Source organism: Trinickia dinghuensis, assembly GCF_003367175.1.
GTDB classification, from domain to species: domain Bacteria; phylum Pseudomonadota; class Gammaproteobacteria; order Burkholderiales; family Burkholderiaceae; genus Trinickia; species Trinickia dinghuensis.
Map to the genome: position 1 here is coordinate 19065 of NZ_QRGA01000007.1, position 11967 is coordinate 31031.

General features: G+C 60.2%; 15 protein-coding genes. 9 read left to right on the forward strand and 6 right to left on the reverse strand.

All coding sequences use genetic code 11. The features are described 5' to 3' along the window. Positions 1–367 precede the first annotated feature (367 nt). The 4 genes from DWV00_RS12545 to DWV00_RS33645 all read right to left on the reverse strand — a co-directional run bounded on the left by DWV00_RS12545 (position 368) and on the right by DWV00_RS33645 (position 2575). Complete coding sequence (locus DWV00_RS12545) at positions 368–646, reverse strand: hypothetical protein (RefSeq protein ID WP_115533927.1); 279 nt, start codon at positions 644–646, stop codon at positions 368–370. Beyond that, positions 643–1125, reverse strand: a complete 483-nt coding sequence (locus tag DWV00_RS12550) for a DUF2778 domain-containing protein (protein ID WP_115533928.1) — start codon at positions 1123–1125, stop codon at positions 643–645. The genes DWV00_RS12545 and DWV00_RS12550 overlap by 4 nt, the downstream gene beginning before the upstream one ends. Before the next feature lie 126 nt (positions 1126–1251). After that, entirely contained in the window at positions 1252–2211 is a 960-nt protein-coding gene (locus DWV00_RS12555; RefSeq protein ID WP_115533929.1) for an SOS response-associated peptidase family protein, read from the reverse strand. A gap of 73 nt (positions 2212–2284) precedes the next feature. Then, on the reverse strand, positions 2285–2575 hold the full coding sequence (locus DWV00_RS33645) for a hypothetical protein (protein WP_147297885.1): 291 nt from the start codon (positions 2573–2575) through the stop codon (positions 2285–2287). A 606-nt stretch (positions 2576–3181) separates the two neighbouring features. Here DWV00_RS33645 and DWV00_RS34565 point away from each other — a divergent pair. The 5 genes from DWV00_RS34565 (at position 3182) to DWV00_RS12585 (ending at position 7572) form a co-directional block, all read left to right on the forward strand. Continuing rightward, positions 3182–3439: a hypothetical protein gene (locus DWV00_RS34565; RefSeq protein ID WP_245964850.1), complete on the forward strand. Its 258-nt coding sequence runs from the start codon at positions 3182–3184 to the stop codon at positions 3437–3439. Positions 3440–3525: 86 nt separating this feature from the next. Beyond that, on the forward strand, positions 3526–4494 hold the full coding sequence (locus DWV00_RS12570; RefSeq protein ID WP_115533932.1) for a DUF932 domain-containing protein: 969 nt from the start codon (positions 3526–3528) through the stop codon (positions 4492–4494). Positions 4495–4569: 75 nt separating this feature from the next. Then, on the forward strand, positions 4570–5565 hold the full coding sequence (locus DWV00_RS12575; protein ID WP_115534293.1) for a YqaJ viral recombinase family nuclease: 996 nt from the start codon (positions 4570–4572) through the stop codon (positions 5563–5565). A 31-nt stretch (positions 5566–5596) separates the two neighbouring features. Continuing rightward, entirely contained in the window at positions 5597–6520 is a 924-nt protein-coding gene (locus DWV00_RS12580; RefSeq protein ID WP_115533933.1) for a recombination directionality factor, read from the forward strand. A gap of 347 nt (positions 6521–6867) precedes the next feature. Next, entirely contained in the window at positions 6868–7572 is a 705-nt protein-coding gene (locus DWV00_RS12585) for a hypothetical protein (RefSeq protein WP_342766978.1), read from the forward strand. A 311-nt stretch (positions 7573–7883) separates the two neighbouring features. On the opposite strand, the gene DWV00_RS34570 is transcribed toward DWV00_RS12585, so the two are convergent. Continuing rightward, the gene (locus DWV00_RS34570; RefSeq protein ID WP_245964851.1) at positions 7884–8027 is read right to left on the reverse strand and encodes a hypothetical protein; all 144 of its coding nucleotides are present in this window, start codon (positions 8025–8027) and stop codon (positions 7884–7886) included. 18 nt (positions 8028–8045) lie between these two features. Here DWV00_RS34570 and DWV00_RS12590 point away from each other — a divergent pair, with 18 nt between their 5' ends. The 3 genes from DWV00_RS12590 to DWV00_RS12600 all read left to right on the forward strand — a co-directional run bounded on the left by DWV00_RS12590 (position 8046) and on the right by DWV00_RS12600 (position 9997). Then, positions 8046–8702, forward strand: coding sequence for a DUF4942 domain-containing protein (locus DWV00_RS12590; protein WP_245964852.1), 657 nt, complete (start codon positions 8046–8048; stop codon positions 8700–8702). A 382-nt stretch (positions 8703–9084) separates the two neighbouring features. Then, entirely contained in the window at positions 9085–9384 is a 300-nt protein-coding gene (locus DWV00_RS12595) for a hypothetical protein (RefSeq protein ID WP_115533936.1), read from the forward strand. A 1-nt stretch (position 9385) separates the two neighbouring features. Beyond that, positions 9386–9997, forward strand: a complete 612-nt coding sequence (locus tag DWV00_RS12600) for a hypothetical protein (RefSeq protein WP_115533937.1) — start codon at positions 9386–9388, stop codon at positions 9995–9997. A gap of 4 nt (positions 9998–10001) precedes the next feature. Here DWV00_RS12600 and DWV00_RS12605 read toward each other — a convergent pair whose 3' ends face one another. Continuing rightward, a complete protein-coding gene (locus DWV00_RS12605) occupies positions 10002–10331 on the reverse strand; it encodes a helix-turn-helix domain-containing protein (protein ID WP_181885440.1) in 330 nt (109 codons plus the stop codon). A gap of 343 nt (positions 10332–10674) precedes the next feature. On the opposite strand from DWV00_RS12605, the gene DWV00_RS12610 reads away from it, so the two are divergent. After that, positions 10675–11967: cell wall anchor protein (locus DWV00_RS12610; protein WP_220274688.1), on the forward strand; the 1293-nt coding region annotated here is incomplete at its 3' end.

Genomic DNA, 11967 nt, shown 5'->3' on the forward strand with positions numbered 1-11967 from the left:
ATTTCCTTGCGCGATCACGCCCCACGGCTCCTCATCGAACGAAAGACTTAGCTCGGACCCAGTCCAGGAACGTTTCGAGGTTCTGCTCTGCCAGCTGCTTACGGCTTGCCGTTATCAGCCCTGTATTCTAGCCGAAGCAACCTTTCGCCTGTCGGGCGCTTCTCATCCTGCTGCCGGTTCACGTCGGGCAACGGAGACTTCAAGTATCCCTCCTCAAGTACCCTCGTGTTCGCGTTGTATGCCCACCGCTGGCGGTGTCTTCCGTATTCCGCTTGCGGGATAGGTCTATCGCGTATGAGCGGACAAACGCGTTGCCCTCGGACCTGAACGGCTTCATCTGCGCAGAGGCAGGCCGAGAACATTACAATCACTTCGCTTTTTGCTGCCGAGCTCGCGCGAAGGCGCCGAATACGAACCATGCGAGCGCAAACGACAGAGCGAACGACGCGACCAACAACGTATTGACGACGACGTCACCTTCGCCCTCGACGCCGATCACGCCAAAGAAGTTGAGCAGTGGATCAAACGCGTCCCATCCGTGACCGTTCGCCATCCAATGCCCGAACCACGAACTGCGGCCAATCGCGATGGCTATCGGAAATGCGAGAACGAGCGCCGCGAACAGTGAGACGAAAAATCGCTTCATTGGACGATCACCTTTCCGTAATAGAAAAGCTCGGTGCCAGGAATTTTCTCGGTCTTCTGTGAGTGCAGGAACGTCCGCAATTGTTCGAACTGCGTCGGATGCGTGAGTGTAATGCAGCCGTCACTTTCTCCAAGTCGACCGACCGGATGAATGCGGAAGTTCCCTCGAACGACACCCTTCACGCTCGTGTAATCACCGATCGGCGGAGTTGTACTGTAAAGCGAAAACCACTCCCGCCGATGCGTGTTTGTGATGATGTCGTGAATCGCGTCCTCGATCTCGGGGTGACGTCCGCCGGTCTGGCGATCGATGATGTAGTAGGTGCCAGCCGGGATTGGGCCCTTCTTCGCAACTGCTGTCGCGGCGGGGTCGTTGACGTATTGGTCCTTTCCGGAAAACGCCGGAATGCTGCCCAGACCCGGGCATTGTAGTAACGAGGTTTGCTTCTTATTCAGCGAGTAATAGCAGGTGATCGGCATTGTTATTCCATGCTTTGATTTACCGGGATTGTGGCGACCGGCCTGTCGCCACAGAGGCGATCATAACCGATACACCACTGCTGGCCGCTTCACGTGTTTTCCGCGCGTTTATATCGCCGATGTTTCTCATGCCGCCAACTGATGCTCATAGTACGGCCGCTCACGCGCATCGAGAATTGCGTACTGCGCGGCGAGCTCGCCGGTGTCCGGACTCAACCACGCGTCGACTTGTGCCCATTGAATCGGAATGATGCAGCGATCGTGGCCGGCGGCCGCGATCTCAGGAGGCGGCTCATCCGTGATTGCCGCAAACGACAGAAGGTCGGGCTCGTCTTTGCCTTGCCATCGGGACCACAAGCAAGCCACGAGCATGTCGATCGGCGGATTTGGCTTGAATTCGAGCACGACGTTCGCGTCCTTCTCCCCCTTGGCCAGCGTGTGCCCCTCGAGGCGCGCTGCACTGACGTTCTCGTAGAACGCATTGGCGACCATGATGCCGTGCGAGTACCCAAAAAGCTGCTTCCAGAAGCCTTCCAAGTTATCGCGTCTCGCGTTGTAGGTGCCGGGATATTTCCGGTCGTACATGGCTGGCTGGCCCGCAGGCCGGCATTGATATCGCATTGGTTTGACGACGCGTTGACCGTCTTGCTCGATAAGCACTGGTGCGTAATGGCCCGGAAAGATTCGCGCATCCCGCGGCTTCGATTCGGTGCGACGAAGATCATCTAAGCGTCGCATGGCCGCTTCGATCTTGTCTGTGGCGATGCGTTTGCTTTCGGCTGCGGCCTTCGTCGCCTTCACTTGCAACGCCCGCTCCGCATCCGCCAGACGTTTGCGCTGCACAAACAGTTCTTTCTCAAGTTTGGATGACTGCACTTGATTGAACCGATCGATCATCGCTTTGATACGCTGCTCATCGTCGGATTGTGGCTCGGAGAAAAACGCGTCGACGGCCTTCGGGATCTTGGTTGCTTGCCCTTGCTCGCGCTCCCAGTAGATTCGGATGAATTCCTGGAGATCAAGGCGTGCGCCAAAAGTCCTGACGAACCGCAGATAGTCCGCCTTGATTTGAGCCGAATAGCACATGGGTTGCCTCCTCGCGAACACAACCATGATAGCGAGCTGGCCGCGGCCCTGCCTCGGCATCGACCGACTTGGGCTAGGCTCGACGAAGGGCCGCATCGCGCAGCCGGTCTAGGGTGCGCCGCTGGCGTGGCGTTCGCGAATCGTGCAAACAAGGTTCGGCATCGATAGTCCGGACGAACATTTCCCACACGACCAGTGGCACGTCGGCAGGCCGCGAGCCAATCGAACGCAGGACCTGATTTGCAAGCAGGATCGTGGCGCGCAGTCGATGGATCTCCCACTCCAACTCCAGAACAAAGTCTGTCGGATGTTCGTCGTAGATCTCGGCGAGGCGCGCAGCGGTAAGTGGGGCGCGATGTGGCATGGCAATCTCGGCTGAAACCTGTGTAAATGCACAGTGTTTTGGGGAGTCGCGTAAACGGGTAGGAATGAAGGGAGTCCAGGTCGTCGGGGATGAATGCGTGGCGCTGCGCACGCTCATGGACGAGGGAGAAAAACGCGATCAAAGCAGTTGACGATCTGCAACGCCTTACGTCGATTCAAAAGAAACTGAGCCATATATCACCGTCGCGAGCCGCATACCTCTTAGCGGCTTCGCCAGCATAACTTCGTGTTGGCGTCGTTCTCTTTGTCAGGAGTCAAACGATGCTATCCCTCTCCCCTCTCGATTACCTGATCTCATTTTCGCTAGCGTTTGTGGGCGGTGTCGTCGTTGCCGTATGCCACTGCAAGTATGTAGACAAGATTCGGCACGGGGTCGTCGTCCATGCATGACCGTCCCCGATTCGTTCCGTTCGACGACGAAGAAGACGACTGGTCGCCAGACGCAAACCGGCTGCGACATCTACGTGCTCGGGACAACCACGACTCGTACGTTCATTCGGACGCAAACGATACAGTTCCCCCCTGTCCAGCATGCGACTCTCCGCGAACCGCACAACGGCACATCGCACGACGAATCTTTGGTGCAATGGGCGCCGCGGCCGGCGCTAGCGGCGCAATCGCAGCTGCACTCTCCGGCGCAGAAGTGGGAGCGGCTGTCGGGATCATCGCCGGTCCCCTCGGCGCGGCATGCGGCGGCTTTGCCGGCGCGATCCTCGCCGGGCTCGTCGCCGGCGCCGCTGGCTGCGCCACAGGTGCCGCGTTCGGCGAAGCACTCGACGTGAAAGTGCTCAACAACTGGCGCTGCCTTGCCTGCGGATGCACCTTCACGGTTCGCCCCGACTGACTCGCCTCTCTCTCTTTTTCCGCTTTTCGAAAACCTGCTCGGCCTCGCGCCGGGCTTTATGCGCTCATCTTTCCAAAGGAGTTTCTATGCATCTCGTTCAATCCATGGCTTACGTTGGCCAGGAGCCATGGCATGGTCTCGGCAACAAGCTCGCGCCGAAACAGCCGCTCCAAGTCTGGGCTCGTGCCGCAGGCATGGACTGGAGTATCGAAGAAGCCGAAGTGCGGTATGTCGACGCTCGCGACAAGGCGCTCGGCTCAATCCACGCATTTCCCGAACAGAAGGTCCTCTATCGCTCGGACACCAAAGCACCGCTGTCCGTCGTCTCTGCACGCTATCAAGTCGTTCAGCCTCAGGAAATCCTCGAATTCTATCGCGACCTCACCGAGTTCTCGGGTTTTGAGCTGGAGGCCGCGGGCGTGCTGAAGGAAGGCAAGAAGCTCTGGGCACTTGCCCGCACTGGTCAATCTGTTGCACTCAAAGGCCGCGACACCGTCAACGGCTATCTGCTGCTCGCGACTGCCTGCGACGGCACGCTCGCAACGACCGCGCAGCACACCTCGGTTCGCGTGGTCTGCAACAACACGCTTCAGATTGCGCTTGGCGACTCGGAGGGTGCCGTGAAGGTCGGCCACCGCTCGCAGTTCGATGCCCAGGCCGTGAAGCGCCAGCTTGGCATCGCCGTGTCCTCGTGGGACGCGTTTATGGTTCGCATGAACGCGCTATCCGAGCGCAAGGTTTCCGACGCTGTGGCCGAGAAATTCCTGCGGCGAGTGTTCACCTATCCAAACACGAATCCGGCGGATCGCGATGCGCTGGCCGTCAACGAGCGTGCGATCAAGGCCGTGGGCCAGCTCTATGCCGGACGCGGCAAAGGCGCGGATCTGGCCTCAGCGTCGGGAACCGCATGGGGCTTGCTGAATGCAGTAACTGAACACGTGGATCACTACAGGCGAGCGCGCAGCGACGATCACCGGCGTGACGCCGCGTGGTTCGGTGCGGGCGCCACGCTGAAAACACGCGCCTGGGACGAAGCCATTAAGCTCGTTGCATGACGCAATCACCATTGCAGCATAGACGCCCGGCCGGGGTTTTCCCGCCGGGCATTTTTCTTTCTGGAGGTGTTCATCATGTCTCAACCCGAAACGGCTGGACGTGACAGGAAGCGTCCGGCTTTGCGGCTCGTGGAAACGAAAGACCTGTCCCGAGACGACTGGCTGGAGGTGCGCCGCACCGGTATTGGAGGATCAGACGCCGCAGCGGCCGTAGGACTCAACCCGTACATGAGCCCACTGGAGCTGTGGCTCGACAAAACGTCGCGAGCAGAAGGCATGCCCCGCCCTGCTCCCGACGATACGACGTCCCCGACGTACTGGGGGACGCTACTTGAGCCCATTGTGGCGGCGTCGTACACGAAGCAAACCGGAAATCGTGTTCGACGTATCAACGCCGTTCTGCGTCATCCGACCATCCCGTGGATGCTCGCGAACATCGATCGGGAAATCGTTGGTGCACGCGATGTTTCCATCTTGGAATGCAAAACAGCGGGGGAGTTCGGCGCGCGACTCTGGCGAGAAGGTGCCCCGGAGTATGTGCATATCCAAGTGCAGCACCAACTGGCCGTGACCGGTAAAGCAGCGGCTCATGTTGCAGTCTTGCTTTGCGGGCAGGCACTAGAGGTATTTCGTGTCGACCGCGATGACTTGCTCATTAGCCGACTAATCGAACTCGAGGAGCGGTTCTGGCATTACGTAGCAACCGATACCCCACCACCAGCCGACGGTTCCGAGTCAGCCGATCGAGCGCTACGTCATCTGTATCCCGGACGCGGCGGCACGGTGGATTTTGCGGATGATCGGCGGCTCTCGTCGGTATTCGCTGACCTCGTTGCTGTGCGCGAGCAGATCGAAACGCACCAAGCGCTCGAAGCGAAACTCAAGCAAACGATTCAGCAGGCGATGGGCGAGGCGACACGTGCCGTGTTCGAGACCGGGACGGTCTCGTTCAAGCGTAGCCGCGATTCATCCGCCGTCGATCTGCAACGGCTGCTCGCCGACCACCCCGAGCTCGAAGCCCAGTACGCCATTCAGAAATCCGGCTCTCGGCGTTTTCTCGTTTCTAACTGATCTCGTTTTTCAATCCAAATGGGAGATTCACATGCTCAAAGGCTTAGCGATCACTCCGCCCGTCGTTGGGCGGATCGCGATTGGCAGAATCGTCGAACGCAACGGCAAACGTTTGCCTGAGAAGGACGACGCTTTCACGATCACCACCCAGGTACAGCAGCGCGGGGAATGGCTACTGCACCCCATGCACGAGGCGTTACGCAAAGCAACGCCCGGGAAGCTTCGTTCTATCCCGGTGCGAATGCTCTTTGCCGACCCTGACTTGAATCTGCGCGCAGATTTCTCGTTGTTCGATCGCGATACCGGCCGCCCCGTATGTGTCGGTAACGGCGAGACCTGCCGACGCACCGGCAAGGACGGCAACGGCATCGAGACCTTGCCCTGCCCCTCCCCGGACGGTTGCGGATTCGGCAAGCAAGGCGGCTGCAAGCCCTATGCGCGTCTGAACGTCCTCATCGGCGACGATGACGAGATGGGATCCTTCATTCTGCGCACCACGTCTTTCAATTCGATACGTACCTTAGCCGCTCGCCTGCATTACTTCCGAGCCATATCCGGCAATCTTCTCGCCTGTTTGCCTCTTGAACTGAAGCTACGAGGCAAAAGCACAACGCAAAGTTACAGGGCGCCAATCTATTACGTCGACCTCACCGTGCGGTCGGGCAGCACACTCGAGGAAGCGTTGACGCAGGCGCAGGAGCGCAATGTGCGGCGTAAGTTGGCCGGGTTCGATCAGGCCGCACTCGACGCTGCCGCGCGTCTAGGCTTCGCCAACGGAGCGTTTGAGGACAGCCCCGACGAGCGGGCAGCCGTAGCTGAGGAATTCTACCCGGCGGCGGAAACCTCGCAGTCGAACAGCGATCCGACGCATAGCGATCCTGCGTCACCGGCCAAGTCCACGCTACGTGAAAAGCTGGACCGCCAAGCGGCACTCTTGGGAGGGACGGCCGCATGACGACCCGGCGCTGGGCGTTTGCCCTCGCAGTCTCAGCGACCGGCACGGCGATTACCCTATCAATTCTGTCGGGGTGGCAACGCGGCGGCACGCTGCCGGAACGACTCGTCTGGGTCGCGATAGGAATCGTGCTGGTCACGAGCGCGCACCTGCTGCCCGCACTCGTGCACTCGGGCAGCTTGACTGTGCGATGCGTCGCAGCAGGGTTATGGCTCGGATGCATGGCAGCGGCTGTCTATGGGCATTCGACGTTCTTTCTCCTCGCCCAAGCGCACGCAGGGGAACGACGCGCGGCGTCGGTGCCGTCGCCGACCATATCGTCTTCTGGCCGCGGACTCACGGCGGTCATGAACGAGCGCGCCATCGTGACGGCAGAACTGACCGCTGCCGAGGTTCGTCGTTGCATACGTGACTGCCCGGGCCTGCGCGTGCGTCGTACGAGGCTTGCGGCCAAGCTCGACGCGCTGAACGCGGAGGCCGACGACGTTCGACGCATCGATGCGCAGCACGACCGGGTCGCCGCGCAGCGTGATGCGTTACTTGCCGATCCGGTCACGTCACGACTAGCGACGTTACTCGCAGTCTCCCCGGCGCGAGTGGATCTGCTGTCGAGCCTAATGTTCGCGGCGGTACTGGAAGGTGTCGCATGCCTCCTCTGGTCCGTCTCGCTTCGCCCGTCCGCTTTACCCGCCGCAGTCGCAGCCGTGACGGTGCCGGCGCCACCGCCGATCCCCCCTGCGGGAGAGGTGGCAACCGTGACTCGCCGCGCAGCAACGCCAGTCACGGCCGGTCACGAAGCGGCAATCGCCAACCGCAGCAACGTGACTGATCGTCGTGGCGAAATAGACGGCAGTCATGCTCCCCGTAATGCGCCTGTTACGCCGTTACCGGAGTTGTCGCCGACTGATGACGACGTGACGGAACTGATGCGCGACATCGCGGCTGGTCGCGTACGCCCGACCGTGGCCGATATTCGCCGTCATCTTGCCTGTTCTCAAGCAAAGGCATCTGCGCTGCGCCGCCAGGTCGTCGCACTCGTTTCGACGGCATAAGCCCGGGCCCACGCCCGGCGACTCTACTTTCCCTTCATGCGTCGCTCATCCGGCTCATCCGGAGGTCATCGCATGCCTGTTACTGGAGAACCACTGTGAATGCTTTCCCAATTCGCTCCTTGCCTTACCTACTGGGCGGCTGCGGCAAACCGTCCTGGACCGATCGTTCGACGTCCGTGCAGCCTGTCCAGTCGAGGCGCTGCGCGCTCACCATCGGCTACCGCATCGGCGACCGGGCGGCCCTCGGTACGGGCAACCTGCCGCGAGCTCATTGACCCCAAGGATTCTGCGCCCGCTCCCGCGAGCTTCATTCACATGGACCTATGGACACCACCGATCTTGTTAAGAGCATCAGCATCACCAACCTCGCCAATCAGCGCGTCGCCGTCGTCGAACGCGTACGCGCCGCGCTGGATCTGCTCGGCGAAGCCCAACAGCTTGCCAAGGCGGCCCATCTCGGATTTCCTCGGCTCGTGCTCGACGAAAGCTACGGTTGTCGCGGTCGACCAACCATTACGGGCGAGTACGCAAAACGCGACGAAGCTGAAAGCGCCATGGTGCGCATCATCGACATACGTGGCTGGGACTACTTGCTGGCGGAGTCGGGCTTGCGAACGTTCATGGACGCGAAAGCCCGCGAGCAATGGAATAGCCAGATTGCCGAAGGCGACGTGCCCGAGCTCACAGCCGCCAACATCGAAGCCACATTCACTCAGCTTTACAGCGCGCGAGGCGACATGTTCGAACGCGGCGTGCTCGAATGTTTTCGGCAGCTATCGTGGAACTACAAGACAAACGAGCCGTTCAAGTTCGGTAGAAAGATCATCGTGAAGTACCTGTTCAATGGAGGCTTTCTCAACCATCGGGCCACGGACAAGCTGGACGACTTGATTCGCGTCTTCTACGTGCTGGACGGCAAGCCCGAGCCGGATCATCGACACGGCGCACATGCGCTCGTCGCGCAGGACCGCCAGAACCGACTAACGGAGGCCGAGAATGGCTACTTCCATCTACGTTGGTTTAAAAACGGCAACGCGCACCTGACATTCAAGCGGGCAGACTTGGTCGAACAGATGAACCGCATTCTCGCCAAACACTACCCGAACGCGCTCGCGTCAGAAGCGCGGTAGAGCCCTCGAGCCGGTCCCGCCTTTCTCATTTCTGTTCTCAGCAACGGTTATCCAGCCCCGCCGGAGGCTCGTGCTCGCCCTTCTTCTTTAAGAGACCCCATGCCCCAAATCCCTTTCGTCGCTCCCCCCACGGCGCGCCTCGCTGCTCTACCAGTCCGGCGCCGTAGCTGGGATCACGGCGATCAGCCTGATTGTCGTCATGCGCTGCAGGAAGCGCCGCCAAGGCGTGTGCCTGAGACCTCACTTGGCCGTGACGTCGTCCACGAGACGCCGCAACACTCGCCCCATGCGCCGGTTCTGCTGGCCGGCGTTTCCTCAATCCGACCGCCTGCATCAGATTTTGCCGGAGCAGCGCGCTCATCCATCTCCAGGAAGGTTTGTTATGAATTTGCCCATACCTCAACGCGTCGGCCCGCGCTTCAAGCTCGGACGGATCTGCGCTACCCCCGCCGCGCTGGAAGCAATCGCGGACGCACACGTTTCCATCGTTGATCTACTCATCCGTCACATTCGAGGCGACTTCGGCACCCTCTCCGAATCTGACTGTCAGCAGAACGAACAGGCGATTTTGACCGGACAGCGAATTCTGTCCACCTACGTGCTCGCCAACGAACAAACCGTGTGGCTCATCACGGAAGCGGATCGATCCACAACGACCTTTCTTTTGCCAGGCGATTACTGACATGCTCATACAGCAATATCACCCTGCTTTGCGGCTTGGTCCGCATTTGGCTCTGGCCGCCACTGGTAATCCTCTTTTTAGCCGCCAGGGACACTGGGACGGGGGCAGCTCCTTACATTGCGTCGCGATGGCGCTTGCGATGCTCGGGAAACTTGAGGATCCCGTCTATTCGCCCTACCGCGTAGCGGGCAACGAGCACGTGTTGTGGAGCCACGCGTGGCAGCACTACCTCCACGGCCTAACCCTTTCGGAGCTAGCCAGCTTCATCTCCGAGCTGGACCTCGACGTGAAGCCCATCCTTCGTGTGGGCGCCGCAAACGAGATTGTTTCCTTCACTGCCCTCGAGCTGCGAGCCGGTCACCCGGTCATCATCGGCTGGCGCCAACGGCATCCGGTCAAGTGGCACGCAGCACTCGTGGTCGGTATAGAGGGACGACAAAATAATCGTTCCTTCGCACCGCACGCCCTGCTCTTGCTTGACCCTGCCGGCGACGCACCGGGACTCGCGGGCTGCAATGCCCGTGTCGACCGACACAAAGGCAACCAAACACGGTATCAAGCACCGACGGAGACACGAGTCATTAAGCTCGCGGGAGCGGTGTCAATGCGCTAGTTCGTCACCGCAGATGTGTGCGCTTGATGTGAGGCGGCGTCGCTGTATTCACCCGACGCTCGCCCGTGGGCTTGAGCGACACCCCATCCAACGGCGCGAAGAGTTCAGCAAGCGTCACGTTTAACGCATAGCAAACGTTCGCCAAGGTCTCGATCGATGGATTCGCAATGCCGCGCTCGATAGCCGAGATGTACGTGCGATCGACGTGGGCTTCGAAAGCCAGCGTTTCCTGGGATTTCTCGGCTTCATGCCGACACTGCTTGACCCTTTTACCAAGAGCAACGGAGATTGGCGCCGGCCGAGCAGACGGAGGGGTTGAGCGCTTAGCAGTCATGGCGTGCAGAATGCCCGCCTGTCGACTAATTAACGACGCTGTATACGCGACAATAGGTGTAGTGTTTACTCTTCAGTTCCGGCGATTCAGGCCGATATAGGCATTCGTGGGCGCTAAGTCCAGGCCGCCCTGCCACCCGCTTTGTAGAGTAGACACAACAACCTGAAAGGAATCGGAAAGAATGAAGAACAAATGTCCTACCCGGGGATTCAAGCTTGCAACCTGTGCGTCCCTCGGATCGCTTGCGGTACTCGCTGCATGTGGTGGCGGGAGCGGTTCAAGCACAGCATCATCGAGCCAGCCGACAACAGCGGCAGCCAGCTCGATGGCTGGAACTGTAGCTGTGGGCACGGCGCTTACGAACGCGGCCATCACGGTCATCGACGTCAACGGCAAGACGGCCACCGCAACGTCAGGTAGCAATGGCTCTTACAGTGTTTCCCTCTCGGGCCTCACCGCACCCTTCCTAATCACCGCGACCGATCCGTCCGGTGCGTCGGCCACACTGTATTCGGTGGTAGCAAGCGCGAATACCTCGAACGGTGCGCCCGTAACCGCCAACGTCACGCCCTTGACCACCGCCGTCGCCGCTCTCATGACCGCTTCGGGCAATCCCGCCGAACTTTCGAGCAGCACCTCGGCCATCACGTCGGCGGCTATTTCGGCAGCAGAAGCAATGCTCGACACAGCGCTTGCGCCGATCTTGTCGGCAAACGGCGTGACGACGAGCTTCGATCCGATTGGAACGGCGTTCATACCTAATCAGACGGGCGCCGACGCGGTCATCGACTCCATCGCCGTCAATCCGTCTACCAGCGGAACGGGGCTGCAACTCACCAGCCTCGCGAATTCCGGCGCGCCTATCTCGCTCAATAGCACCACGACCGTTTCAACACCACTTGTAGCGCCGAGCCAACCGGCGAACTATCTGGCGAGCCTGCAATCGTCGTTGAGCTCCTGCATGGGAGGTACGACAGGCGCCTGCTCGACCGCGGTTGACGCGAGCTATCTGGATAACGGCAACACCACTATGCAAACGAGCCATCCCAGCTTGTTTGCGACGGGCGCCTTGCTTACCGGTATCAAGACGCTCGCCTTCTTGCCTGCTGGCACGCTGCCCGCCGTCACTAATCCGGCAGCGTTGGTCGATCTCATCTATACCGACGCAAGCGGCAATCAAAACTTCGTAGCAGATGTCGTGCAAAAGACCGCTAGCGGTTGGGACATCATCGGCGATCAGGAACAGTATGCCATCTCGATCGCGTCGTTCGTTGGCCGCCTGCAGTACACCGATTCAGCGGACGCAGCGAACAACCGCTACGAATCGGGCCTCAACATCCAGATCCCGCATGGCATCACGAGTGGCAGCAACTACGTCGTTTCGGCGTTGGTAAAGGGGCCTGGCCTGCCCGCCTCGGGCGCGATTCTGACGAGCGGACTCACCGGCACTATTGGCAACAGCCTGCTCTTCACCTCGCAGGCTGCAGCTGAACCCATCTACGACTGTTCGTCGGCACCCTGTGCCTTGAACGGTGCGGGGATCTCGAGCGGCACAGTCGCGCCGAATGGCGGCATCACATCGGAGTTCAAGTGGGATTGGACCGGGCTGACCGGCAACAGCGTTACGGTTCCCACT